Here is a 23,567-nt window from a genome sequence, read left to right as displayed (position 1 = left end):
CTGCCCGGTCAGGGCTTGGGCGAGGCCATTCGGATGATGCTCCTGAAAGCGACGACGATCCCAAGGGCCATCACCACCAACAGACCCCAGGGCGACGTTCCGGCGAAACGGTCGATGACCCAGCCGATGAACGCACCGCCGCCGATCCCGCCGATCAGTTCGGCCAGCACGCGGTTGCCCATGCGATAGTCCGCATTGGATTCCGCGCCGCCGGCCGGCTTGATGCGTTGATCTTCGCGCGTCCGCGCGGCTTTCAGCCGCGTTTCCAGCGCATCGATCCGCACATCCTCGCCGATGGGTTCCGGTGCAGGCTTGTCGTCGTTCATGCCGATGCTCCACGCCTTTGTGGGGAATTGACCCACGCGAAAAAACGGCACGCCCGGCGGTCGCCTGCCGAGGGCGCCGCCCCCTTAGGGTGGGGTATAGGCCGAGTCAACCAGACCGGGCGGGCCGGTCCCCGCTCAGTCCGCGATCACCCTGGGACACCGACTGTCGCGGCGCGGTTCGCCCGGGCCGCGCGTCTGCCAGGTGCCGTCAGGCGCCTGGTACTTTTCGCCCGGCGCGGTGTTGGCGATGTTGCGGCAGCCCATCGTGAAGGCATAGTTTTCGACCGTGGTGCGGTTCGCCCTGGCGCGGCGCACGAAGATGTCGAGCCGGCGGATGTTGATGTCCTCCACCATGGCGCGCAGCGCCGGGCTGCCCGGCCCGACGACGCCGAGATAGCCGGTCACCAGTTCGCCCACGCTGCCGTTCGAACGCGCCGCCTGGTAGGCCGGGTCGCGCTGCGCCAGCGCCGGGCTTGCCACCAGCGCCAGCGCCGTGGCGGCGGCGAGGAGAAAACCGGGATTGAGGCATCTCATCGTGCTTGTCCGATCCTTCATCAGAACACCGTCGCGTTCTTCTTTGCCGTCTCGGCCGCGTCGGGCGCGAGACGGTAGACCACTTCCTGCTGGATGTTGACGTTAAGCTCGATCACGATCGGCTTGTCCGGCGCGTTGACCGAAACGCAGCCACTCAAAATCGCAACACCCAGCACCGCCGCCAGCGCGCCCACGACGCACCGGTTCGCCTGCCTTCCGCGTCCGGGTTTCCGCTCCATGGCGACCACAGTCACACCGCTTTGGCGGCAGGTCAATCGATGGCTTGTCATGGCACGGTCCTGGTTGCTGGAGGCTGAATGTCGGTGGGTTTGGTCGCCGGCGGGACTTGCGGGCCGGTGACCTGGCGGCGGATCGGACGGCCTTCGTCGTCGAGCAGGCCGAGGTCGCGCGGGTCCTTGACGTAGGACGGATCGTTGAGCGCCTTGAGCGTCGTGATCAGCTGATAGAACGGCGCCCGTATGTTGAGGTTGACCTGCAAGGGCAGCTTGGCGAACGCCTTGGTGATGAAGTTCTTCTTCGCCGTCGCGCCCTGGTGGACACCGTCGAAGCGGATGCGAGTGGCGATCTCGCCCTGCAGCGCGCCGTCCATGGCGATCGTCATCGCGCGGTAGTCGATGCTGCGCAGCGCCTCGAAGGCGAAGTTGGCGATGAAGCCCTTGTCCTTGAAACTCATCGGTCCGACGTAGGCGATGTTGCCGCCCGGTGGCCGCGCGCTGAGGAAGCCGCCGACGATCCGACCGCCCGCGCCGGGCGTGAATTCCAGCGGCAGCTGCCCGTCGAAGATGCCGGTCGCGGAAAAGCCGGTGATCTGCATGCGGGCGATGAACTGCGCCGCGTCTAGCCCGCTGACGACCAGCACGTACTTGCGCACTTCGGAGGTGCCGAGGTTGAAGGTGACCGGCAGCAGCTTCAGCGTGCCGCCCATGAACGGCCAGGTCGCGCCTTCGAGTTGGAGGATCTGCCCGCGCTTGAGCTGGAAGGTCACGACCCCGTCGGTGACCTCGATGCCGGGATTGACCGAATCGACGTGGAGCACTTGTCCCGGAGGTGTTTCCAGTGCCAGCAGATCGCTGAAGTGGATGGTGCCGCGGGCACCGCGCACGGGGCCGAACACCGCCGCGAAGTCGAGCCCGTCAGTGCTGAAATCGCCGGTCGAAGTAACCCCGCGCGGGCTCCAGTCGATCCGCCCCTTGCCGTAAAGCGTGCCGCTGGTGTTGGCGATCACGCCCAGCGCCAACCGCGTCACGTCGGCGGGCTGGAGCCGGTTGTCGAACAGGATGCCCGGCACGGCCAGGTTGGCGTAGCCGACGCCGCTGGCCAGGTTGTGGCGGATCGCCGCGTCGGTGACGATCCGGTCGCTCCTGGGATTGCGCAGCGTCGCCTTGGCATCGATCACGTTGTTGAACAGCGTCAGCGATCCACCGCGCGCCGCCAGCGGCTGGAAGCGTGGGTTGGCGCTGCGATCGACAAGGCGGAAATCGGCACTCGCGATCGACAGCCGCCCGGCGGCATAGCGCCACGAACCGCTGGCATCGACGACATCCAGCGGAACCGAATAGAGCTTGGCCGTGGTGCCGGCGAAGCGCCCGGAGATGTCCTTGCCGATGTTGGCGGTCAGATTGCACATCGTGAAGCGCGCCGGCCGATCGACCGGGCCGAGCGAGACGTCGAGCGTGCGCGCCGCGATCGCGCCGGGGATGGCAAAGCCCACCGCGCCGCTGCTGATCCGGATTGGCGTCGCGCCAAGGTGGCCGCTCAGTTGCAGCGACGGCGCCCCTGCGGCGATGCGGGTGCCACGCGCGTCGCTGCGCAGGATCGCCCCGCCCTTGCCCGGGCACAGCGTGAGCGCCCGGCGGTCGAGCGTGAGGTTGGCGTACGTCAGCGAGGCGAACGAAATCCGCGTGCAGCGCCGCCACACCGACAGGCCGTTGCCGCGCGAGTAGGTCCCGTCCAGCGGCACCGCTAGGTCGCGCGCGCTGCCGCCCGGCAAGGGCCCGGACAGCACCGCCCGGCCGCCGAAGCCGATCCCGCCGTTGCCCGCCAGCGCCACGACCAGTTCGGGCAGCGCCAGGCTGGACGTGCCGGCACGGTATTCGGGCATCGTCATCCGTATCAGCGTGGGCTGTCCGCTGGGCGCTTCCATCCGCCCCTCGATCCGCGGGATGCCCGGGCCGCCGGTGGCGAAGTTGCCCGACAGGTTGGGGGCCGACCCGGGGGCGCTGCCGAATTGCAGCCGGCTCAGCGTTACCAGCGGCTGGCCGCTGCCGCCGATCAGCCCGGCCGACGGGATGACCGCGCTGATGGCGGTGCCGGTCCGGCGGACGATGTAGCGGCCCGACAGCGTCGAGCCGCGCGATTCGCGCACCAGCGCTGCGCGCATCTGCGCCACCAACGGCGCCAGCAGCGTGTCCTGGCCGGCGTTCTGGAGCGTTCCCAATGCCGAATCGACCGTCGTTCCCAGCCGCACGTCGCGCCCGGCGATACCGCCGTCGATGTCGATCCGGGCGAACGAATTGCGCGCCCGGAACGTGCCGTCCAGCGTCAGTTCGCCCGCCCCGATCTCGCCGCCCGAAACCCCGGCCGCCTTGACGTCGTACGTCGCGGTCATGCTGCCCTTGCGAAACGACACCCGCGAGGTGCCGTTGAGGGTCCGCGCCGAGCGGCCACCTTGCGAGGCCGGGCCGGTGACAATCGTGGCGGTGCCCTTGGCGCCCTGCAGATCGGCATCGATCAGGGTCTGCACGGTTACCGCCGCGCCCGCGACGCTGAGCTGCGCGCCCGGGCACTCAAGCCGCGCGGCGCGCAGCGGCCCGCCGAACGAAGGCTTTTCGCCGTGGACCGAAATCGCCCCGTAAAGCGATCCGCCGTCGATCCGACAGCCCGGCGTGACCAGCCGCGGCGCGGCGATCGCGGCGATGCCGGCGAACCCCTCGCGTAGCTTGCCCGCGCCCTCCAGCTTCACGCCGACCGGTCCCCAGTCGGTGCGCATCAGCGCGCGCCCGTCATGTATGGCGAGGTTGAGGTTCGGCATGCGGAATGTGCGTTTCGGTCCCCCGAACAGCACCTTGTCGAGACTGCCAAAGCTGAGCGTGCCGTTGCTGAGCGACCCGACCAGGCGCGGCTGCTCCACCACCAGCCTTCCCAGGGTCGGGATGCCCAGCCGGGGGTTGAGCAGCACGGTCAGGCGCTTGACGGTAAGGTCCGGGTGCGCCGGATCGCCGATCACCAGGTCCTCGATGATCTGGGTGCGCAGGCCGATCCGGGCGACCTTGTACGTGGCCGGAATGCCGCGCGTGCGCAGCTGCCCGGTGATGAAGTGGTCGGCGATGGCATAGCGCATCAGCCAGACCCCGCCCAGCAGCAGAGCCAGAACGCCCAAGGCGACCACCAGCGCGGTGCGCCCGCGCGAACGCCGCCACCAGCGGCGCTGGACAGCTTCGGGGCCGGCTACCGGAGGATCGAGTTCGCTTTCCGCCATTGCCCCATAGACTTGCGCGCCTCTCCACGCGAAGGCAATGCAGCGATCCAACGCACGAGGGGGTGACAGGTTGCGCGAGCCGTCCGCTGATTTGCCGTTCGACGCGGGCGCATCGACGGGCGCGGCGCCGTCCCCGCCCGATGCCGCCGGCCACCGCGGCCGGCTGCGCGCGCGGCTTCTGTCCGGCGGGATCGACGCGCTCGCCGATCACGAACTGGTCGAATACCTGCTGATGACCGCGATCCCGCGCCGCGACGTCAAACCGCTGGCGAAAAGCCTCCTGGCGCGGTTCGGCGGGCTGGCCGGGCTGTTCAACGCCGATGCCCGCACCCTGGCCAGGCACCCGGGTATGGGCGAAAGCAGCGCCGCGGCGCTGGTCATCGTGGCGCAGGCGGCGCGGCGGCTGGCGCGCGCGCGGGTCATGGACCAGCCGGTCCTGGGCAGCTGGGACGCGCTGATCGACTACCTGACCATCGACATGGCGCACTTGACGGTGGAGCGCGTGCGCGTGCTCCACCTCGACACCCGCAACCGCCTGATCGCCGACGAGGCGATGGGCGACGGCAGCATCGACGAGGCCGCGATCCACCCGCGCGAGGTGATCCGCCGCGCGCTCGACCTTGGCGCCGGGGCCCTGATCCTGGTCCACAACCACCCGTCCGGCACGCCCGAGCCTAGCAAGGCCGACATCGACATGACCCGCCGCATCGCCGAGGCCGGGCGCCTGCTCAACGTGATGGTCCACGACCACGTCATCATCGGCCGCGGCGGTCACGTCAGCCTCAGGGCGCGAGGCCTGATCTGATGGCCATCGCGGCGGCGGCCCCGCCGGGACCCGGCTACCGGCCCGAGATCGACGGCCTGCGCGCGCTGGCCATCGTGCCGGTCGTGCTATTCCACGCCGGCGTTCCCGGTTTCGGTGGCGGCTATGTCGGCGTCGACGTGTTCTTCGTCATCAGCGGGTACCTGATCACCGGCATCCTCATGCGCGAGGCCGGCGGCAGCGGCATCGATTTCGGACGCTTCTACGAACATCGCGTACGCCGGATCGTGCCGGCCTTGCTGCCGGCTCTGGCGGTATCGCTGCTGGCGTCGTGGTGGGTGATGACTCCGGACGATTTCTACGTCTACGGCGAAGCGCTGGCCGCCTCGGCGCTGTTCGCCTCCAGCCTGTGGTTCGCACGACAAACGTCCTATTTCTACTCGGACGACGGTGCCGCGCCGCTTCTGCATACGTGGAGCCTCTCGGTCGAGGAGCAGTTCTACCTGCTCTATCCGACGTTGTTTGCCTGGGTCTGGCGCCGGTTCCCCGCGGCGCTGCCGTGGCTGGCGGCGGCGGGCTGCATCGGCGCGCTGGGCGCGGCGCTGCTGCTGCGCCACGTCAACCAGTTCTGGTCGTTCTACCTGCTGCCCGCGCGCAGCTGGGAACTGCTGGCCGGCGCGGCCTGCGCACTGGTCCAGGCGCGCCTGCCGAAAAGTCCGGCGCTGGCGCAACCCGCGGCGCTCGCCGGCCTCGTCGCGATCGTGGCCGGGCTGGCGCTGATCAAGCCGCAAGCTGCGGTTCCGGAACCCCTGTTCCTGCTGCCAGTGTTGGGAACGGCAGCGGTGCTGGCCTGGGGGGACTCGGCGACGCTGGCGGGGCGCATGCTGGGGTGGCGCCCGCTCACCATCGTCGGCCTGGCGTCCTACGGGTTCTACTTGTGGCACGTGCCGCTGTTGGCGGCCCTTAAGTACCAGTGGTTTGGACCGCCGCCGCCCGCCCTGGTCGCCGCCGCCATCGGTGCGGCCTTCGCCCTCGCGCTGCTGTCGTGGCGACTGATCGAGACGCCTGTGCGCACGCGCCGCATGCTCCGCAGCCGGCGGCGCCTGGCGCTGGTGTGCGGCGGCGCACTGCTGCTCGTCGCCGTGGCGGGGGCGGCGATCTGGCAGCGTGTGCTCGTCCCGCGCAGCGCAGCCCAATCCGAACGCCTCGGCGCCGTCAACGCGGGGCTGGCAACGTCCGAAATCGTATTGCCCGCCGGTCCGCTGCCCTACCTGGTTTACGGCGACAGCCACGCGCGCCAGTATTTTCCGGCGCTGGCGCAGAGGATTGGGGGCGGCGGGCTGCTCAGCGCGTCGGGTTGCATGACGCTGCCGCACCTCGGTAACCTGAGCGAAAACCCTGATCGCACGGATTGTCCGCAACGCTTCGCGCGGTTGATGAAAGAGCTGGCCGCGCATCCGGTACCCGTCCTCGTCTGGGCCCAGCGCTGGCAGCGCGAACTGAGCGATGCGCGCACCGGCCGCGTGGTCGGCACCGCTGGCGTCGGCCCAGGCGCAGAGCTGCTGCGGCGCGAACTGGCGGCCGCGCGCACGGCAATCCCGGCGACGACGCGGTTGGTCCTGGTGGGCAATTCGCCAACCGCCTGGGCAGCTGGGCCGCAGCTACAATTCGGGCTGCTGCGCTGCCGCAGCTACCGCGACGCCGCCTGCCCCTCCAGCTATCCCGAAACCCTGGCCGAAGGCCGCGAAGCCAATGCCGTGCTGCGCAGCTTCGCTGCCCGCACACCGGGCGTCACGTACGTCGATGCCGCCGCGTTCGTTTGCAGCGGCGGCCGGTGCCCGATCATCGCGAACGGGCGGCTGAACTACAGCGATGGATCGCACTTCACCCCGCTCGCCGCCGCGAAGGTGGCTGGCGCGATCGCCAACGCGATCCGCCAGCCCCAGCCGCGCGGCAAGCTAACTCACCGCAGCAGACCGCCCTTGCGGTAGAAGACGTCGGTCGTGCGATCGCGGCGCAAGGCATCGGCAATGTCGGCCTTCCCGCCAGCTTCGCCCTGGGCCGTGCGGATGAGGCCGCGAGTGAGCACGTAGTCCTCGCTGCTGGGATCGAGGTCGATCGCCGCATCGATATCCTTGCGCGCCTGGTCCAGCTTGCCGCGCCGCAGTCCCAACACCGCACGGCTGTGCAACGCCGATGCCGAGTAGCTCGCCAGCGTCACCGCCCGGTCGCATTGCGCTTGCCCGGCATCGATACCGACATTCCACAAGCCGCGGTACCAACACGTGAAGTCCAGCGTGTCGCTATCGTCGGCCTTGTCCTTGAGCAGGCCTTCAAGAATTTCGAGGCCGTCCTGCGGCTTGCCCGAAGACGCCAGCGCCAGCGCCTTCGCCCGTTTCAGATAGGCGGTGTCTTCGCCTGCTGACGGCAGGGCGTCTTCGATGAGGTCGATCGCCTCGCTGCCGCGCCCCAGCTTGTCGAGAACGATCGCGATCGCCTGCGTCCGTGCCGGACCGGGATCGAGCTCGGACGCCTTTTGGCGGTCCGCAAGCGCGCCGGCGAGATCGCCGGTTAACTCGCGCAGCCAGGCCCTGTAACCATAGTTTCCAGCCGATGCATCCAGCCCGATGGCGCGATCGAAATCGGCGGCGGCCAGCGCGTCCTGGCCAGTTACGGCGTAGACATAGCCGCGCTCGGCAAATCCGGTGCTTTCCTCGGGCCGGGCGACGATGAGGCGCGAGTAAGCATCAATGAGCGCCTTCAGCGGCTTGCGGCGCGCGGCGTCCGTCATTTGCCAACTGCGCGGCGTGTCGGCCGGCAGAATCACCTTCATCGTTGCGCTTCCCAATGCCGCGGTCTTGGCGCGCTGCTCGGCAATCTCGGTCGGGGCGAGTTCGCCGCCATCGGAAAAACTGTCCTCGACAAGGGTTACGACGCCGTCTGCTTGCGTGGTCGCCTGCGACACGTTCATGCTGCGCGCGCGGAACTCCAGATGGCCGCCTTCGACACGAATGCCGCGACCCGCTTCTGGCATCCGCATCGAGACCGTCATGCGATTGCGCGCCGGCCCTCCCAATTCGACCGGTATCGCCGCCCACGATGCGCGGCTGCGATCAGGCTTTAGCGGATTGGGATGCCCGGCGATGAACGGTGCGTAGGTCCATTGCTGGTCGTCCTTCTTCCAGCGCGAATCCTCCACGAACTGCGCGCTCAGCGTGGCCGACTTCGCCTTCGGGTCGAACGCCAGCTTGCGGTCGATGACAGTGATCTCGCCGAACAGCCTGCCCAGCGCCATGTCGAGGATGTCATCCTGCTGGCGGCCGGCCGGAACCTGCTCGAACGCCTGCATTTCGCGCACGACCGGCCCGGTGAAGGTGACCGTGGCAGTGACGACGCCGGGAAAGTCTGGCCCGGCCGCCAGGTCGATGGCGGTCGCGATCGTGCCCTCCGGCTCGCTCGGCGCCTTGGTGGCAAGCGCTTCGAGCGGCGCACCGGCGGCCGACACCGGCAGAGCCCAGCGATAGATCGGCCCGTCGGCCAGATTGGTCAAATCCGCGCCCGACGATGTCCCGTCGAGGTAGTAGGCGGCCTGCCCAAGATGCGCCCGAACCAGGACGTGGTCGAACATGCTGGCCGAGGGGATGCCGGCAGCAGCCGCGTCCATCATCGAGGAGTTGACCAGGATGGGCTCGGCCTGAATCCCTAGTCCGTTCAGCAACGACAGCAGCAGCGCAGTCTTGGCCTTGCAATCGCCGGTTCGCGTCGTCCAGGTCTGCTCGGCCGGCTGCGGAACGTAGTTGCCTCCGCTCATGCCGTTGAGGAGGTAACCGATCTTGTCCTGGACGGACTGCAATGCCGCCAGCATCTGCCCGCGCTTGTCAGTCGTGAGCGCCTTGATCCGCGCGACTTCGGCCGGCAGCGGGCCTGTTCCCGGCAGCTGCGCGGCCTTGCTGAACAGGGGGGCGAACGTGCGCGAAACGTCCTGCCAATCGGCAAAGTCGGCGAACATTACCAGCGGCGGGATCCGGTAGCGTACCGGCGCGTCGTCGGGCATCGGACGCGGCTTGGCGAACGGGAGCGCCAGTTCGAAGACCGAGCGATCGCCTTCTGTCCTGATGGCCGGCAGGGCTTGTTCCGGCATAATCTTGACGGCGACCTTCTGACCGCTCGGCCAGTCGGTGACGATCCGGCCTGTTTCCGGCGTGTCGTTCCCGGAGGGTACCGAAGAGAGCGACTGCGCATGGCCGCCCAGCGCGCCATCGCTGTCCACACGGCCGTAAGCGAGATGGAGGATATCCCCGACCTGCGCGCCGGGGACCGCCAGCGTGGCACTGAGCGCCCCTGTCAGCACGCGCTTTTCCAGCGCCGTTTCGCGGCGCAGGACGGTGAACTTGGCGCTTTTGAGGACGTCGATGACCGCGCCGTCCCGGATCAGCTCGAGCTTGTGGATCAGGAGGTCGCCGTGGTCCGGGCTCCAGCTCAGCGTGATCGTGCCCAGCCGCGTCAGCGTCGACGGGTCCTTGAGGCGCCAGACGCGCTCTTCATAGGCAAGGACTTTCGCGCCTTCGAATCGGGTATGGTCTTCATGCACCGCGACCACCGGCCCGGTCTTTGCCAGCTTGGCCGCATCGACGGGCTTGGCCCACTGGGGCGCGGGCTGATAAATCGGCACGTCCGAGCCGTGAAGCGCCGTTGCCCACAGCGCCGCGGCGGACGCCCAAACCCATGATTTCATTGCTTGCAACCCCTGTTGCCGGCCCCTCCGGCACAGCGGTTATGTCGGGCAAATCCGTGCGCAGCAAGTCCTTGCAAACGGGCATCCGGCGCTTGCCTTCGCGCCCGCCCATGCCTAGCCGCCGGCGCATCCACCAAACCCCGGAGTCGAATATGGTCCCCCGCTACGCCCGCCCCGCGATGACCGCGATCTGGGATGCCGAAGCGCGCTATCGCATCTGGTTCGAGATCGAGGCCCACGCCACCGACAAGCTGGGCGAACTGGGCGTCGTTCCGAAGTCCGCCGGCAAGGCGCTGTGGGATTGGTGGGCGACGAATCCGGCGATCGACGTCACGGCGATCGACGCGATCGAGGCGGTGACCAAGCACGACGTCATCGCATTCCTGACCTGGGTTGCAGAACAGGTAGGCGAGGAGGCCCGCTTCATGCACCAGGGCATGACGAGCAGCGACGTCCTGGACACGACGCTGTCGGTCCAGCTCGCACGGGCCAGCGACCTCCTGCTCAAAGACCTCGACGCGCTGCTGGCGGCACTGAAGCGCCGCGCGTTCGAGCACAAGCTGACCCCCACGATCGGGCGCAGCCACGGCATCCATGCCGAGCCGACCACATTCGGGCTGAAGCTCGCGCAGGCCTATGCCGAGTTCGCCCGCTGCCGGGCGCGGCTGGTGGCAGCCCGCGCCGAGATCGCCACTTGCGCGATCTCGGGCGCGGTCGGTACATTCGCCAACATCGATCCGGCGGTGGAGGAATACGTCGCCGAAAAGATGGGCCTGGCTGTCGAACCGGTCAGCACCCAGGTCATTCCCCGAGACCGCCACGCGATGTATTTCGCGACGCTGGCGGTGATCGCCAGCTCGATCGAGCGCCTCGCAACCGAAGTCCGCCACCTGCAGCGCACCGAAGTCCTGGAAGCCGAAGAGTACTTTTCGCCCGGCCAGAAGGGGTCGAGCGCGATGCCGCATAAGCGCAATCCGATCCTGACCGAAAACCTTACAGGTCTGGCGCGCATGGTCCGCTCCGCCGCGGTTCCCGCTTTCGAGAACGTGGCGCTTTGGCATGAGCGCGATATCTCGCATTCTTCGGTCGAGCGCTTCATCGGGCCCGATGCCACCATCACGCTCGACTTCGCGCTGGTGCGGCTGACCGGGGTGATCGACAAGCTGCTGGTCTATCCCGAACGTATGCGCAAGAACCTCGACCGGATGGGCGGCCTGGTCCATTCGCAGCGGGTCCTGCTGGCGTTGACGCAGGCCGGCATCAGCCGCGAGGACGCCTATCGGCTGGTCCAGCGCAACGCGATGAAGGTGTGGGAATCGGACGGCGCGCTAAGCCTGCTCGACCTGCTCAAGGCCGATCCCGAAGTCAGCGCCAGGATATCGGGAGAAGACCTGGAAGCGAAGTTCGGCCTTGATTACCACTTCGCGCAAGTCGAGCGGGTGTTCGGACGGGTGTTCGGCCGCGAGACTTGATAAAGCGCGCGGGCGGCTTAGCATCGGCCGCCGGGGACAAGGCAGGGAGATCGGCGAATGCAGGCGCTGCGTACACTGGGCTGGGTGATCATCACGATCGTGCTGGTCGCTTTCGTGGCGATCAACTGGACGCCTGTGCGGGTCAATTTCTGGCCGCTTGAGCAGGGCTATCTTTATTTTGACTGGCCGATCGGTTTCGTCGCGCTGGCGTTTTTCGTACTGGGGCTCCTGCCAATGTGGCTGGTCCACCGCGCCTTTCGCTGGCGCACGGCAAAGCGACTGGCGGCGATGGAAAACTCGCTGCGCGCCGCCGCGGTAACGCCATCCGTGGCCACCGCGCCGGTGATGCCGGACCGCAGCATCGGCAGCGTGACCGCAACGGATCCGCTGCCCCCGGCATGAGCTCGAACCCGGTCTGGCTGGCGCTCGACGTGCCGCGGCTCGATGCCGCGGTCGAACTGGCGCGCAAGGTCAAGGGACACGTCGGCGGGCTCAAGCTGGGGCTGGAATTCTTTTGCGCCCACGGCCACCACGGCGTTCACGAACTGGCCCGGGTCGGCCTGCCGATCTTCCTCGACCTCAAGCTGCATGACATACCCAACACCGTCGCCGGCGCGATGCAATCGCTCCACGTCCTCGAGCCGGCGATCGTCACCGTGCACGCCGCCGGCGGGCGCGCGATGATGGAAGATGCCAAGGCCGCCGCCGGAGAGCATTGCCGGGTCGTCGCGGTCACCGTCCTCACCAGCCTCGACGAACGCGACCTGGCTCGCACCGGCGTTGGCGGCAACGCCCGTGACCAGGTCCTGCGGCTGGCCGAACTGGCGCAGGCGGCAGGGCTCGACGGCATCGTCTGCTCCGGCCAGGAAGTCGCCGCGGTGCACCGGCAATGGAAGGACGGCTACTTCGTCGTTCCGGGCCTGCGCCTAGCCGACGGGCCGGTCGGCGACCAGAAGCGCGTCGTTACCCCGCGCAGCGCGCGCGACGATGGCGCCAGCGTGCTGGTGATCGGGCGCCCGATCAGCCGCGCCGAGAATCCCGTCGCCGCCGCCCGGGCCATCGAAGCTACGCTGTGACGCCTGCCTGCCTGCGGATCGCGGTGGCTGACAGTGCGGCCGCAGCCGCGGTCAAGCCGGTGATCGAGCGCGCCTATCGCGGCACCAGTGCACGCGCCGGCTGGACGCACGAAGCAGATATGATCGAGGGTGAGCGCATCGCGCTAGCCGACCTCGTATCGCTCGCGCAGGCGCCGCAATCGCGCCTCCTGGTCGCCTGGCAGGATGACACCCCGGTCGGGTCGGTAGCGGTCACCGACAAGGGTCGCGGGCTCTGTTACCTCGGGCTGCTGGCGATCGATCCCACGCTCCAGGCGGGCGGGCTCGGCCGGCGGCTGATCGCGGCGGCAGAGGACTGTGCGCGTGACGTCTTCGCCGCCTCGGTCATGGAGATGACGGTGATTTCCCGCCGCAGCGAACTGATCGCCTGGTACGAACGGCGCGGTTACCGGCAAAGCGACGAAACGCGCCCGTTTCCGCTGCCCGGGTATCCGCAACTGGTCATGGCGGTGCTGACTCGCGCGCTGTCCTGACGGTTCATCCCCCCGTCAGCGTCGCGGGAACAACACGGGTCACAAACCAATTGGAGAGGACGATGAAGAACCTGATCCTTCCCGCGCTGCTGCTGGCAGCCACCACCGTCCCGGCTGCCGCGCAGGTCTCCGCCGTTCCCGCCATCGCACCGGCGAACACGCTGCTGACCGTCAGCGCCCAGGGCAAGTCGACGCGCACCCCCGACATCGCGGTCTTCAACGCCGGGGTTACCACGCAGGGCGCCACCGCCGGCGAGGCGCTGTCCGCCAATTCGGCCGCGATGAACCGCGTCATCGCCGCGCTCAAGCGCGCCGGCGTGGCCGAACGCGATATCCAGACGAGCAATCTGTCGATCAACCCCGTTTACGCCCCGCCAGTCCGCCAGCCGGATGGCAGCTACCAGCAATCGGAGCAGCGCATCACCGGCTACACCGCGAACAATTCGGTGAGCGTGCGGCAGCGCAAGCTGGGCGATTACGGCAAGGTGATCGATGCCCTTGTCGCATCCGGCGCCAACCAGGTGAACGGTCCGGGCTTCCAGCTCGACGATGAGCGCGCGGCCAGCGACGAGGCGCGCCTTGCCGCGATGGGCGCGGCGCGCGCGCGCGCCGATTTGTATGCCAAGGCTGCTGGCCTGCGCGTCGTCCGGATCGTGTCGATTTCGGAAGTGAACGGCTACATGGCGCCGCAACCGGTCATGTACCGGATGGCCTCTGCCGATGCCGCGCCGCCCCCGCCGCCGCCGCCGGTTCAGGCGGGCGAGCTCGAGGTATCTTCCACCGTCACCGTCCAGTTCGAGCTTGCGCCCTAGCGGCGCTTGCCTCGGTCCGCGGCATCGTTCATCGCACCCGCATGGCGGACGTACTGATCAAGGCATGCGGGCTGCGCACCCCCGATGATATTGACGCGGCGGTTGCCGCCGGCGTCACCCACGTCGGCCTGGTGCACTACGCCCCCAGCGCGCGCCATGTCGAGCTGGACCAGGCCGCGGCGCTGCGGGCACGGCTGCCCGCGTCGGTCAAGGCAGTCCTGCTGCTCGTCAATCACGATCCGGCCGAAACCGCCGCCGCGATCGCGCGGGTCAACCCGGACATCGTCCAGTTCCACGGCAACGAAACGCCGCAGTGGCTGGCAATCCTGCGCCAGGTGGTGCCGCAGCAGTTGTGGAAGGCCTACGGCGTCAAGAACGCCCGCATCCTGGCCGAGGCCAGCGATTATGCCGGCGCGGCGCACCGCATCCTGTACGATGCGCCCGCAGGCGCGCTGCCGGGCGGCAACGGGCTGGCGATCGACTGGTCGCTGTTCGCCGGTCACCGCCACGCGCTGCCCTGGGGACTGGCGGGCGGGCTCAGCCCCGACAATGTCGCCGAGGCGATACGCCGCACCGGGGCCCCGCTTGTCGACGCCTCCAGCGGGTTGGAAAGCGCGCCCGGCGTCAAGGACCCGGCCCGGATCGCTGCCTTCGCCGAGGCTGCGCGCAGCGCATAAATAGGGCGGCCCGTTTCCGGGCCGCTCGATCCATTCGCTGTCTGGCGATCAGAACTTGACGCCGAGGCCGGCGACAACCGCGTTCGAATCCTGGAAGTCCTTCACGAAGAAGTGGCGATATTCCACCTTGCCGTAAAGGTTGCCGCCGAAGCCCTGCTCATAGCCGGCACCGGCGTGCCAGGCGTGGCTGCTGTTCGACTGGAAATCGTCGCTGTAGCCGCCATTGACGTAGAGCTTGCCGGCATTGCCGGTCCGCACGCCGGCGCGGCCGGTGAAGCCGAATACCACGTTGGCGCCATCGTCGAGGACCTTGTCGGCCGAGACTTCGCCGCCGACGAACGAGCGCTGGCCGATATCGAAGTCGTAGCCCGCGGCAGCACCGGCGGTCGCCTTGGTGTAGCCGTCGGTCCAGTACACCCCGCCACGCGCCTCGACGCGGCCTTCGTTGGCGAGCGCGGGGGTGGAAATCGCCATCGCAGCGACCAGCGGCAGAAGAACCTTACGCATAAATCTTTCCTTTTTGCTTTTGTCCGGCCCTTCGAGGGGGATCGGTCCGGCAACAGCCAGATGGGTCGCACCCGGCAGGCCCACAATGGCCGGACGGCAAAAACGGTTTCCATTTGCTACGAATATCAGGTTCTATGTTGCATCAGTGCAACATTTTTGTTCATGAGCGCGAAAGAATATGAAGCCCGGCTTGGCTGGACTTGGCCCGCCCGCTCTGCCAATCGCGGTGGCCATGACCGCCCCCGCCGTGAACGCCCCAGCCGCCAATTCGTACCGCGCCCAGCCCGATGAACGCGGCCATTTTGGCCAGTTCGGCGGCCGCTTCGTAGCCGAGACGCTGATGCCGCTGATCCTCGACCTGGAAACGCAATATCGCGCCGCTCAGGCCGACCCCGCGTTCCGCGCCGAGTTCGACGATCTGCTGGAGCATTATGTCGGCAGGCCCAGCCCGCTGTATTTCGCACCGCGGCTTACACAGGCCCTGGGCGGCGCGCAGATCTGGTTCAAGCGCGATGAATTGAACCACACCGGCGCGCACAAGATCAACAACTGCATCGGGCAGATCTTGCTGGCGATCCGGATGGGCAAGACGAAGATCATTGCCGAGACCGGTGCCGGCCAGCACGGGGTCGCCACCGCCACGGTTTGTGCGCGTTTCGGCCTGCCCTGTACGATCTTCATGGGCGCGACCGACGTCGCCCGCCAGGCGCCGAACGTGTTCCGCATGAAGCTGCTGGGCGCCGAAGTGGTCCCGGTGACGGCCGGCGCGGGCACGCTGAAGGACGCGATGAACGAGGCGCTGCGCCACTGGGTCGCCAACGTGGGCGACACCTTCTACATCATCGGCACCGCCGCCGGCCCGCACCCCTACCCGGAGATGGTGCGCGACTTTCAGAGCGTAATCGGGCGCGAAGCGCGCGCACAAATGGTTCAACGTACCGGCCGGCTCCCCGATCTGCTCGTCGCCGCGATCGGCGGAGGCAGCAACGCCATCGGGCTGTTCCACCCGTTCCTCGACGATGCCGAGGTGAAGATGCTCGGGGTCGAGGCGGCGGGCCTCGGACTCGACGGCGAAAAGCATGCGGCCTCGCTCGCCGGCGGGCGGCCCGGCATCCTTCACGGCAACAAGACGTACCTGCTGCAGGACGGCGACGGCCAGATCGTCGAGGGGCACTCGATTTCGGCGGGCCTCGACTATCCGGGTATCGGCCCCGAACACGCCTGGCTGCGCGATGTCGGCCGGGTCGACTACACCAGCGTCACCGACCAGGAAGCCTTGGGCGCGTTCCAGCTGCTGTGCCGGACCGAGGGCATCATCCCCGCGCTCGAGCCCAGCCACGCCATCGCCGCGATCGAGAAGATCGCCCCGACGATGGACAAGGACGCGATCATCCTGGCCAACCTGTGCGGCCGCGGCGACAAGGACATCTTCTCGGTCGCCGAGCATCTCGGGGTCGAGCTTTGACCTGGCCGACGCCGGCCGAATCGGGCCGTTTCATCGCGATCGTGTTCGGCGTCCTGCTGATCGAGCTGCTTGCGCGGGCCATCCTTTTCGAGGGGCCGCGTGAAGCGCTGGGCGGGGGCGACATCGTGATCGCGATCACGGCGGGAGTCCTGGTGATGGGCGGCTGGCTCAAGGCGAAGGGAGAGCCGGAATGACCCGCTTCACCGCCGCCTTCGCAAAGGGCCCCGCCCTCGTCTGCTTCGTCACCGCCGGTGACGGCGACACGGCCGCCAACCTCGACGCGCTGGTCGAAGGCGGCGCGGACGTGATCGAACTGGGGATGCCGTTTACCGATCCGATGGCGGACGGACCGGCGATCCAGCTCGCCAACTTGCGCAGCCTGGGCGCGGGAACGACCACAGCCGACGTCTTCGCGCAGGCTGCGGGCTTTCGGGCTCGCCACCCGGAGGTGCCGCTGGTGCTGATGGGCTATGCCAACCCGATGACGGTGCGCGGGCCGGACTGGTTCGCAGACCAGTGCGCGCAGGCCGGGGTCGACGGGGTCATCTGCGTCGACATCCCGCCCGAGGAAGACGACGCGCTCGGCCCGGCGCTGCGCGCCAAGGGCATCGCGCCGATCCGCCTCGCCACCCCGACCACCGACGGAGCGCGGCTGCCCGCCGTCCTCGATGGCTCGGCCGGATTCCTCTATTACGTCTCGGTCGCGGGTGTGACCGGGCAGCAGCAGGCCGCCACCGCTTCGATCGCCGAGGCCGTGGCGAAGCTCAAGGCGGCAACCGACCTGCCCGTAGCGGTCGGCTTCGGGGTCCGTACGCCCGATCAGGCGGCCGCGATCGCGCAGCACGCCGACGGGGTGGTGGTCGGCTCGGCACTGGTCGACCTGGTCGAAAAGCACGGCGGCGATGCGCCCGCCGCGATCCGCGAACTGACCAGCGCCCTTGCCAAGGCGGTCCATTCGGCGCGATAGGGCGGCGCATGTCCTGGATCGATCGCGTACGCAAATCGCTGCCCTTCGCGCAAAAGCGCGATACCCCCGACAACTTGTGGACCAAGTGCCCGTCCTGCGCGGAGATGCTGTTCACCAAGGAGTACGAGGAAAACCTGTCGGTCTGCCCGCGCTGCGAGCATCACGGCCGCATCGGCGTCGACCGGCGGCTGGACCAGGTGATGGATCCGGGTTTCGAGATCCTGCCATCGCCCAAGGTCAAGGAAGACCCGCTCAAGTTCCGCGATTCCAAGAAGTATCCGGACCGGCTCAAGGCCGCCCGCGCCGCGAATCCGCACCCCGATGCGCTGACCAATGCGCTGGGTAGCATCGACGGGCAGCGCGCCGTGGTCGGCGTGCAGGACTTCGCCTTCATGGGCGGATCGATGGGCATGGCGGTGGGCGCGGCCTTCGTCGCCGGCGCGGCCCGCGCGCTGAAGGAGCGGATTCCCTACGTCATCTTCACCGCCGCCGGCGGCGCGCGCATGCAGGAGGGCATCCTCAGCCTGATGCAGATGCCCAAGACAACCGTGGCGGTGCGGCGCCTGCGCGAAGCCGGCCTGCCCTACATCGTCGTGCTGACCGACCCCACGACCGGCGGCGTAACCGCCAGCTATGCCATGTTGGGCGACGTCCAGATCGCCGAGCCGGGCTGCCTGATCGGCTTTGCCGGCCAGCGCGTGATCCAGGACACCATCCGCGAGAAGCTGCCCGAAGGTTTCCAGCGTGCCGAGTACCTGCACGAGCATGGCATGATCGACATGGTGGTACCGCGGGCCGACTTGCGGTCGACCCTGGCGACGGTGCTGGCTTACCTCAGCCCCAAGGCCCGCCTGGAAAAGGTCGAGGCCGCCTGAAGGACTTCGCGCGCAGCGACGATCCCCGCGTCCAGGCGCAGCTGGACCGTCTCGGCGCGCTCAGCCTGCCGACCGGGCGGCTCGGGCTGGCGACGATCCGCGAACTTCTGGACCGCCTTGGCAACCCGCAGGATGCGCTGCCGCCGGTGTTCCACGTTGCCGGCACGAACGGAAAGGGTTCGACCTGCGCCTACCTGCGCGCCATGCTGGAGGCGCAGGGGCTGACGGTACACGCCGCCACCAAGCCGCACCTGGTCCGCTACAACGAGCGGATCCGCGTGGCCGGGCGCCTGATCGACGACGCGCTGCTGGCGGCGCTGCTGGCCCAGGTGCTCGACGCCGCCGACGGGCTCGACCCCAGCTTCTTCGAAGTCACCACCGCCGCCACGTTCCTGGCTTTCCACCGCGCCCCCGCCGACGCCTGCGTGATCGAGGTCGGTCTGGGCGGCCGGTTCGACGCTACCAACGTGCTCGATCACCAGGCCGCGTGCGGGATCGCCAGCCTGGGTATCGACCACGAAGCGTTCCTGCTGGTGCCCGAGGACGGCGTGCCGACCGAACCGCTCGAACGCATCGGCTTTGAAAAGGCGGGCATCGCGCGCGCCGGGGTGCCGCTGGTGACGCAGGCCTATCCGCCGGGCGTGACGCGCACGATCGCCAACCATGCCGCGCTGGTCGGCGCGCCGACCATGATCCGCGATGCCGACTGGTTTGCCGAAACGAGCGAAGACGGCATCGCCTATCGCGATCGCACCGGCACCCTGGCGCTGCCGCTGCCGGCGCTGGCCGGGGCGCACCAGGCCGACAACGCCGCGCTGGCGGTGGCGATGCTGCGGCACCAGGACCGGGTGTTCGTCACCCGCGAAGCGATGTCCGCCGGCATTCGCGCCGCGCGTTGGCCCGCCCGGCTGCAACGCCTCGCACCCGGACCGCTGACGGCCCTTGCCCAGCGTCATGACGTCTGGCTCGATGGCGGGCACAACCCGGATGCCGGAGAAGCGATCGCCCGCTTCTTCGCCGGCCAGCCCGTCCACCTGGTGATCGGGATGCTGGCCAGCAAGGATGCCGGCGCGATCGTGACCCCGCTGACAGGACGCCTGGCCAGCGTCTCCGCGGTGCCCGTCCCCGGCCACGACGCGCACGGGCCGGATGCCTTTACCTCCGCCGAAAGCCGCCCCAGCGTGGCCGCCGCGCTGGCCGTGCTGCCCGATGACGGGCTGCCGGTCCTGATTGCCGGCTCGCTTTACCTGGCGGGTGAGGTCCTGCGCCTCAATGAAGAGTTTCCCGACTGAGCCTGCGGTCGTTGCGGCTGACACGGATCCACTCGATCGCCACGAACGCGGTCGACAGGATCGCGGTCGCCGCGGTCCAGCGGAACACCGTGGGATAGCCGTAAAGGTCGAACGCCTCGCCGGTCCAGCCACGGCCCAGCGTGCCCACCAGCGACACCAGCGAACCCAGCAGCGCGTACTGGATCGCGCCGTACTGCTTGCTGACGATGCTGGACACGTAAGCGACAAAGGCGGTCAGCGCGAGGCCGGTCACGACGTTCTCGTAACTGATCGCCAGCAGCAGGCGCATCATCCGTTCATCGCTGCCGAACCACGTTGCCAGCGCATCGAGCCGCAGCGCGTGCGAAAACGCGTCGATCATCGGTGCGCCCTCGGCCAGGTCGGCATAGAGAAAGTTGCCCAGCGGCGGCAGCACCGCGCCCAGCAGAATGGTGGGGAAGCGGCCCAGCTTGGCGAAGCAGTACCCGCCCAGCCCGATCCCCGCCATCGTCATGAAGATGCCGAAGATCTTGGAGGCGAAAGCGACCTCGTCCTTGGTGTACTTCATTTCCTGCAGGTAGAACGGGTACGCGAAACTGGCCCAGATGTTGTAGCAGATCGCGTACGTGAGGATGAAGCCTATCATGCTCAGCACCCCCCAGCCGAGCCGTCCCGACAGTTCGGCCAGCGGAGCGACCAGCGCCGAATAGAGGTGGTTGGCGGCCGTGCGGCCCGGGCCGTGTTCGGGATCGGCAGCCTGCAGCACGTATTCCGGTCGGCGCGCCATCCAGTTTATCGCGGCCGAGACGCCCAGCGGCACCAGTACGGTCGCAAAAATGATCCACGGGCCGTAAAGCTTGGTGAAATCGCCGACCGACGGCGGCGGCGGTGCGCCCGGCGCGGCAGGGGCGGCGCCCAGCAGCCCGGCCATGAAATGCAGGATCGTGAAGATCGCCCAGATCCAGCTGACCCCGACGACGGCCAACGCCAGCATCCGGTAGCGCGGCAGCACCGCGCCCGGCTGTGCCAGCGCGCCGTAAAGCCGGCCCGCCTCGGGACGCGGTGTATCGGGCGCGCGCAGCGTTACCGCGACGATCAGCACCGCCATCAGCCCTGCCATCGCCAGGTAGACGATCGGCCAGCTGAGCGAGGTCGCCATGACCAGCGCCACCGCCCCGCCGATGATCGAGGCGGTCCGGTAGCCGAACTGGTTGAGCGCGGAGAGCAGTTCGATCGGGGCGTCCTCGTCGGCCTGGTCGATCCGCCAGCCGTCGATCGCGATGTCCTGGGTGGCAGAAGCGATCGCGCCTAGGAACGCGAACAGCGCAAGTCGGCCGATCCCGGCAGCCGGGTCGGTCACCACCAGCATCCCGAACGCGAACACGATCATCACCTGGCACAGGATCATCCAGCTGCGCCGGCGGCCCAATGCCTCAAGCCCCGGCAGCTTCACCCGGTCCACCACCGGCGACCACAGGAACTTGAACGAATAGGCCAGCCCGATCCACGACAGCACGCCGATCGTGGCCAGCGGCACGCCGACTTCGCCCAGCCAGGCGTTGAGCGTGCCAACCAGCAGCGCGAACGGCAGGCCCGAGGCGATGCCGAAACCGAGCATGCAGGCCGACTTGCGGCTGCTCAGCGCCAGGCGCAGCAGCTTGAGGCCCTTGGGCCGTGCGGGCGGCGGCGGCGCGGTTTCGGATGCCGGTGTGTCTGCCCGTTCGGATGGCATGTGCTGGTGATCTCCCCGTGAATTTTTCTGCCGCGAGACTAGCGCCGAATTGCGCTATGGCTAGGCCCATGGGAGAGCTGACCACATCCGATCGCCGCATGCCGACGCCGGGGCAACGCGCGCTGGCCCGCGCCCTGGCGGGCAATGGCGACGCCGCGACCGGCGCGGTGACGACCGTTGCCGCCGCGCTTTATACCTCGGACGAACAGTGGGCGCGCGAGAAAGCGCGGCTGTTCGACGTGCGGCCGCAAGTGTTGGCGCCGTCCGCGCTGCTGCCGCAGCCGAACATGGCGGTGGCGCACGACGCCACCGGGCGCCACTTGCTGCTGGCGCGCGGCGGGGACGGCCGCGCGCGCGTGTTCCTCAACGTCTGCCGCCACCGCGGCACACGCCTAGTCGAGGACGAGGGCGTCCTTTGTGCCAAGCGTCTGACATGTCCCTATCACGCCTGGACCTACGCGCTGGACGGGCGGCTGCTGGCGCTGCCCCGGCCAGAGACGTTTCCCGGCCTGGACAAGGGCCTGTTCGGGCTGATGGAACTGCCCAGCCTCGAGGCCGGCGGGCTGATCTGGTTCGCCCCTGCCGCCGACGCCGACTTCACCGATGCGCAGGCGCTGGGCGCGGATTTCGACGCCTTCGGACTGGGCGATCACCACCTGTTCGCGCGGCGCACGCACGACGTGGCGGCGAACTGGAAGCTGATCATGGACGCGTTCCTGGAAAGCTACCACGTCATGCGGCTGCACGCCGGCACGATCGCGCCGTTCTTCAAGGACGGCGTGACGGTGGCGGACCGGGTCGGCCCGCACCAGCGCAGCCTGGTCGGCCGCGCCGCCGACATGGACGCGGCCGACTTGGGCGACATGGCGGCGCTGCGCACCGCGGCCACGTTCGCCTATCAGCTGCTGCCCGGCACGGTGATCATCGCCAGCCCCGATTACGTCAACGTGATGACGCTGATGCCGCGGGGGCCCGGGCGCACGTTGGTGGAAGATTTCATGCTCATCCCCGCGGCCCCGACGAGCGAAAAGGCCCAGGATCACTGGCAGCGCAGCTGGGACCTGCTCGACGGCGGGGTTTTCGCCGGCGAGGATTTCCGTGCCGCGGCGCTGGGCCAACAGGGACTGGAATCGGGCGCCTTGGAGGCGATCACGCTGGGCACGCTGGAAACCGGCATCGCGCAGTTCCACGCCATTCTCAAGGACGAGCTTTCCCGCTGACTTGCAAGCGGCGCTTGCGCGCGGCACACTGGCGCCGTTCGCGCTTGCAGGGGGGATACTGACAGCGATGCGATATCTGATGGGCGCCGCCATGCTGGCGCTGACCGCAGCCGCGCCGGCCGGCGCAAGGGAGTGGTCGAAGGACAAGGCCTGGACCGTTACCGAGTTCAACCAGGGCGCCTGCGTGATGCGCCGGGCGGCCGGAACCGAGGCCATGCTGCAGGTGATCGAGACCCCGGATCATCATGGCAGCGTTTCCGTTTCCGGCCTGCCGGGCATGACCGCCGCGCCTGGTCCGCTACGCTACGGCTTCACCGACGCGAACTACACGACCATGCTGGCGAACCGCGCCAAGGCCTATATCACCGAGAGCCATGATTCGATCGACAGCCTGCTGTGGACGCTGGGTGCGCAGCCGGTAACCTTGCAGGGCAGGCCGGCGCTCGAAGCCGAGATCAGTCGCAACTTCATCGACCTGATGGGGTCGTACGAGCACTTGATCCTGGCCATCGACGACAAGCCGAGCACCGAAGGCTTCCTGGACATGAGCGGCGCGCCAGCGGCGATCGCCGCACTACGCCGGTGCACTGCCGCCCTGGCCGCCAAGCAACCCAAGGGGGCCAACTGATGCGCGTCGCAACGTTCGCCGCGATAGCCGCGCTTGCCGCGGCAGCGACGCCCGCGTCCGCGCAGCAGCAAGCCGTCGCGGGCTGGAAGGTCGGCCCGATCGGCGGCGGCTGCGCGATGCTTCGCCCGCTCGGCGCGGAAAGCGGCCCGGCGGTGATGATCCAGCTGTCCGACAAACAGGAAAGCCGGGTGATCTTCGTCCTGCCCGGCGCCAAGGTCGAGGCCGGTTACGCTTACACCGCCATCGTCGGCTGGGACGACAAGATCTACCCGGTCCACATGGTCGCCGCGGGCGATCCGGCATCGCCGGGGCTCCTGCTCGAGGCGCCGGACGACCGGCTGCTGAAGGCCGCTGCCAATACCGACACCCTTGCCGTCATGGCGCTGGGCGTGACCGAAACGATCGCCTTTCCGCTGACCGGCGCAAAGGAGGCTGCCGCGGCGCTGAGGGCCTGCGTGGCGACGCCGCGGAAGTAGCGCTGGCAAGCCAGCGCCCG

At 68.6% G+C, this 23,567-nt stretch carries 23 protein-coding genes; 16 read left to right on the top strand and 7 right to left on the bottom strand.

Annotation, left to right across the window (positions count from 1 at the left end):
* Positions 1–8: 8 nt before the first annotated feature.
* The 4 genes from ACOYW6_RS02000 to ACOYW6_RS01985 form a co-directional block, all read right to left on the bottom strand.
* Entirely contained in the window at positions 9–326 is a 318-nt protein-coding gene (locus ACOYW6_RS02000; RefSeq protein WP_423142160.1) for an AtpZ/AtpI family protein, read from the bottom strand.
* 135 nt (positions 327–461) lie between these two features.
* Complete coding sequence (locus ACOYW6_RS01995) at positions 462–860, bottom strand: YdbL family protein (protein WP_423142159.1); 399 nt, start codon at positions 858–860, stop codon at positions 462–464.
* A gap of 20 nt (positions 861–880) precedes the next feature.
* The gene (locus ACOYW6_RS01990; protein WP_423142158.1) at positions 881–1,099 is read right to left on the bottom strand and encodes a YnbE family lipoprotein; all 219 of its coding nucleotides are present in this window, start codon (positions 1,097–1,099) and stop codon (positions 881–883) included.
* 47 nt (positions 1,100–1,146) lie between these two features.
* A complete protein-coding gene (locus ACOYW6_RS01985) occupies positions 1,147–4,359 on the bottom strand; it encodes an intermembrane phospholipid transport protein YdbH family protein (RefSeq protein ID WP_423142157.1) in 3,213 nt (1,070 codons plus the stop codon).
* A gap of 91 nt (positions 4,360–4,450) precedes the next feature.
* Between ACOYW6_RS01985 and radC the strand changes: the two genes are divergently transcribed.
* Positions 4,451–5,164 (top strand): RadC family protein, encoded by a 714-nt coding sequence (gene radC, locus ACOYW6_RS01980; RefSeq protein ID WP_423143037.1) that lies wholly within the window; start codon positions 4,451–4,453, stop codon positions 5,162–5,164.
* Positions 5,164–7,113: an acyltransferase family protein gene (locus tag ACOYW6_RS01975; RefSeq protein WP_423142156.1), complete on the top strand. Its 1,950-nt coding sequence runs from the start codon at positions 5,164–5,166 to the stop codon at positions 7,111–7,113. Before radC ends, ACOYW6_RS01975 begins: the two co-directional genes overlap by 1 nt.
* Here the strand turns inward: ACOYW6_RS01975 and ACOYW6_RS01970 are convergent.
* Positions 7,086–9,857 carry a DUF3857 domain-containing protein gene (locus ACOYW6_RS01970; RefSeq protein WP_423142155.1) on the bottom strand — a complete coding sequence of 924 codons (2,772 nt, stop codon included), beginning with the start codon at positions 9,855–9,857 and terminating at the stop codon, positions 7,086–7,088. The genes ACOYW6_RS01975 and ACOYW6_RS01970 overlap by 28 nt on opposite strands.
* A gap of 152 nt (positions 9,858–10,009) precedes the next feature.
* Here ACOYW6_RS01970 and purB point away from each other — a divergent pair, with 152 nt between their 5' ends.
* From purB to ACOYW6_RS01940, 6 genes are all read left to right on the top strand, one after another.
* Positions 10,010–11,329: an adenylosuccinate lyase gene (gene purB, locus ACOYW6_RS01965; RefSeq protein ID WP_423142154.1), complete on the top strand. Its 1,320-nt coding sequence runs from the start codon at positions 10,010–10,012 to the stop codon at positions 11,327–11,329.
* A gap of 57 nt (positions 11,330–11,386) precedes the next feature.
* Positions 11,387–11,731, top strand: a complete 345-nt coding sequence (locus ACOYW6_RS01960) for a lipopolysaccharide assembly protein LapA domain-containing protein (protein WP_423142153.1) — start codon at positions 11,387–11,389, stop codon at positions 11,729–11,731.
* Positions 11,728–12,405 (top strand): orotidine-5'-phosphate decarboxylase, encoded by a 678-nt coding sequence (gene pyrF, locus ACOYW6_RS01955; RefSeq protein WP_423142152.1) that lies wholly within the window; start codon positions 11,728–11,730, stop codon positions 12,403–12,405. The genes ACOYW6_RS01960 and pyrF overlap by 4 nt, the downstream gene beginning before the upstream one ends.
* 23 nt (positions 12,406–12,428) lie before the next feature.
* The gene (locus ACOYW6_RS01950; RefSeq protein ID WP_423142151.1) at positions 12,429–12,917 is read left to right on the top strand and encodes a GNAT family N-acetyltransferase; all 489 of its coding nucleotides are present in this window, start codon (positions 12,429–12,431) and stop codon (positions 12,915–12,917) included.
* A gap of 62 nt (positions 12,918–12,979) precedes the next feature.
* On the top strand, positions 12,980–13,729 hold the full coding sequence (locus tag ACOYW6_RS01945; protein ID WP_423142150.1) for an SIMPL domain-containing protein: 750 nt from the start codon (positions 12,980–12,982) through the stop codon (positions 13,727–13,729).
* 41 nt (positions 13,730–13,770) lie between these two features.
* Positions 13,771–14,406, top strand: a complete 636-nt coding sequence (locus tag ACOYW6_RS01940) for a phosphoribosylanthranilate isomerase (RefSeq protein WP_423142149.1) — start codon at positions 13,771–13,773, stop codon at positions 14,404–14,406.
* A gap of 48 nt (positions 14,407–14,454) precedes the next feature.
* On the opposite strand, the gene ACOYW6_RS01935 is transcribed toward ACOYW6_RS01940, so the two are convergent.
* Positions 14,455–14,913: an outer membrane protein gene (locus ACOYW6_RS01935; protein WP_423142148.1), complete on the bottom strand. Its 459-nt coding sequence runs from the start codon at positions 14,911–14,913 to the stop codon at positions 14,455–14,457.
* 232 nt (positions 14,914–15,145) lie between these two features.
* Between ACOYW6_RS01935 and trpB the strand changes: the two genes are divergently transcribed.
* The 5 genes from trpB to ACOYW6_RS01910 are packed head-to-tail and all read left to right on the top strand — an operon-like array spanning position 15,146 to position 19,512.
* On the top strand, positions 15,146–16,378 hold the full coding sequence (trpB, locus tag ACOYW6_RS01930) for a tryptophan synthase subunit beta (protein WP_423142147.1): 1,233 nt from the start codon (positions 15,146–15,148) through the stop codon (positions 16,376–16,378).
* Positions 16,375–16,572: a hypothetical protein gene (locus ACOYW6_RS01925; RefSeq protein ID WP_423142146.1), complete on the top strand. Its 198-nt coding sequence runs from the start codon at positions 16,375–16,377 to the stop codon at positions 16,570–16,572. Before trpB ends, ACOYW6_RS01925 begins: the two co-directional genes overlap by 4 nt.
* A complete protein-coding gene (trpA, locus tag ACOYW6_RS01920; RefSeq protein ID WP_423142145.1) occupies positions 16,569–17,345 on the top strand; it encodes a tryptophan synthase subunit alpha in 777 nt (258 codons plus the stop codon). Before ACOYW6_RS01925 ends, trpA begins: the two co-directional genes overlap by 4 nt.
* Positions 17,346–17,353: 8 nt before the next feature.
* Positions 17,354–18,220 (top strand): acetyl-CoA carboxylase, carboxyltransferase subunit beta, encoded by an 867-nt coding sequence (gene accD, locus ACOYW6_RS01915; protein WP_423142144.1) that lies wholly within the window; start codon positions 17,354–17,356, stop codon positions 18,218–18,220.
* The gene (locus ACOYW6_RS01910) at positions 18,217–19,512 is read left to right on the top strand and encodes a bifunctional folylpolyglutamate synthase/dihydrofolate synthase (RefSeq protein WP_423143036.1); all 1,296 of its coding nucleotides are present in this window, start codon (positions 18,217–18,219) and stop codon (positions 19,510–19,512) included. Before accD ends, ACOYW6_RS01910 begins: the two co-directional genes overlap by 4 nt.
* On the opposite strand, the gene ACOYW6_RS01905 is transcribed toward ACOYW6_RS01910, so the two are convergent.
* The gene (locus tag ACOYW6_RS01905) at positions 19,490–21,223 is read right to left on the bottom strand and encodes an AmpG family muropeptide MFS transporter (RefSeq protein ID WP_423142143.1); all 1,734 of its coding nucleotides are present in this window, start codon (positions 21,221–21,223) and stop codon (positions 19,490–19,492) included. The genes ACOYW6_RS01910 and ACOYW6_RS01905 overlap by 23 nt on opposite strands.
* Before the next feature lie 68 nt (positions 21,224–21,291).
* Between ACOYW6_RS01905 and ACOYW6_RS01900 the strand changes: the two genes are divergently transcribed.
* The 3 genes from ACOYW6_RS01900 (at position 21,292) to ACOYW6_RS01890 (ending at position 23,547) form a co-directional block, all read left to right on the top strand.
* Entirely contained in the window at positions 21,292–22,443 is a 1,152-nt protein-coding gene (locus ACOYW6_RS01900; protein ID WP_423142142.1) for an aromatic ring-hydroxylating oxygenase subunit alpha, read from the top strand.
* A gap of 79 nt (positions 22,444–22,522) precedes the next feature.
* The gene (locus tag ACOYW6_RS01895; RefSeq protein WP_423142141.1) at positions 22,523–23,071 is read left to right on the top strand and encodes a hypothetical protein; all 549 of its coding nucleotides are present in this window, start codon (positions 22,523–22,525) and stop codon (positions 23,069–23,071) included.
* On the top strand, positions 23,071–23,547 hold the full coding sequence (locus ACOYW6_RS01890; RefSeq protein WP_423142140.1) for a hypothetical protein: 477 nt from the start codon (positions 23,071–23,073) through the stop codon (positions 23,545–23,547). The genes ACOYW6_RS01895 and ACOYW6_RS01890 overlap by 1 nt, the downstream gene beginning before the upstream one ends.
* Positions 23,548–23,567 lie beyond the last annotated feature (20 nt).

The organism is Parablastomonas sp. CN1-191, from assembly GCF_049354825.1.
Lineage (GTDB): Bacteria > Pseudomonadota > Alphaproteobacteria > Sphingomonadales > Sphingomonadaceae > Novosphingobium.
Note: the sequence above shows the minus strand (reverse complement) of the source record. Positions and strands in the feature narration are given on the sequence as shown.

What these genes read in the sequence shown, in the direction of transcription:
- ACOYW6_RS02000 (WP_423142160.1), bottom strand. Translation starts at nt 326, where the DNA reads ATGAACGACGACAAGCCTGCACCGGAACCCATCGGCGAGGATGTGCGG.
- ACOYW6_RS01995 (WP_423142159.1), bottom strand. Translation starts at nt 860, where the DNA reads ATGAGATGCCTCAATCCCGGTTTTCTCCTCGCCGCCGCCACGGCGCTG.
- ACOYW6_RS01990 (WP_423142158.1), bottom strand. Translation starts at nt 1,099, where the DNA reads ATGGAGCGGAAACCCGGACGCGGAAGGCAGGCGAACCGGTGCGTCGTG.
- ACOYW6_RS01985 (WP_423142157.1), bottom strand. Translation starts at nt 4,359, where the DNA reads ATGGCGGAAAGCGAACTCGATCCTCCGGTAGCCGGCCCCGAAGCTGTC.
- ACOYW6_RS01975 (WP_423142156.1), top strand. Translation starts at nt 5,164, where the DNA reads ATGGCCATCGCGGCGGCGGCCCCGCCGGGACCCGGCTACCGGCCCGAG.
- ACOYW6_RS01970 (WP_423142155.1), bottom strand. Translation starts at nt 9,857, where the DNA reads ATGAAATCATGGGTTTGGGCGTCCGCCGCGGCGCTGTGGGCAACGGCG.
- purB (WP_423142154.1), top strand. Translation starts at nt 10,010, where the DNA reads ATGGTCCCCCGCTACGCCCGCCCCGCGATGACCGCGATCTGGGATGCC.
- ACOYW6_RS01960 (WP_423142153.1), top strand. Translation starts at nt 11,387, where the DNA reads ATGCAGGCGCTGCGTACACTGGGCTGGGTGATCATCACGATCGTGCTG.
- pyrF (WP_423142152.1), top strand. Translation starts at nt 11,728, where the DNA reads ATGAGCTCGAACCCGGTCTGGCTGGCGCTCGACGTGCCGCGGCTCGAT.
- ACOYW6_RS01945 (WP_423142150.1), top strand. Translation starts at nt 12,980, where the DNA reads ATGAAGAACCTGATCCTTCCCGCGCTGCTGCTGGCAGCCACCACCGTC.
- ACOYW6_RS01940 (WP_423142149.1), top strand. Translation starts at nt 13,771, where the DNA reads ATGGCGGACGTACTGATCAAGGCATGCGGGCTGCGCACCCCCGATGAT.
- ACOYW6_RS01935 (WP_423142148.1), bottom strand. Translation starts at nt 14,913, where the DNA reads ATGCGTAAGGTTCTTCTGCCGCTGGTCGCTGCGATGGCGATTTCCACC.
- trpB (WP_423142147.1), top strand. Translation starts at nt 15,146, where the DNA reads ATGACCGCCCCCGCCGTGAACGCCCCAGCCGCCAATTCGTACCGCGCC.
- trpA (WP_423142145.1), top strand. Translation starts at nt 16,569, where the DNA reads ATGACCCGCTTCACCGCCGCCTTCGCAAAGGGCCCCGCCCTCGTCTGC.
- accD (WP_423142144.1), top strand. Translation starts at nt 17,354, where the DNA reads ATGTCCTGGATCGATCGCGTACGCAAATCGCTGCCCTTCGCGCAAAAG.
- ACOYW6_RS01905 (WP_423142143.1), bottom strand. Translation starts at nt 21,223, where the DNA reads ATGCCATCCGAACGGGCAGACACACCGGCATCCGAAACCGCGCCGCCG.
- ACOYW6_RS01900 (WP_423142142.1), top strand. Translation starts at nt 21,292, where the DNA reads ATGGGAGAGCTGACCACATCCGATCGCCGCATGCCGACGCCGGGGCAA.
- ACOYW6_RS01895 (WP_423142141.1), top strand. Translation starts at nt 22,523, where the DNA reads ATGGGCGCCGCCATGCTGGCGCTGACCGCAGCCGCGCCGGCCGGCGCA.
- ACOYW6_RS01890 (WP_423142140.1), top strand. Translation starts at nt 23,071, where the DNA reads ATGCGCGTCGCAACGTTCGCCGCGATAGCCGCGCTTGCCGCGGCAGCG.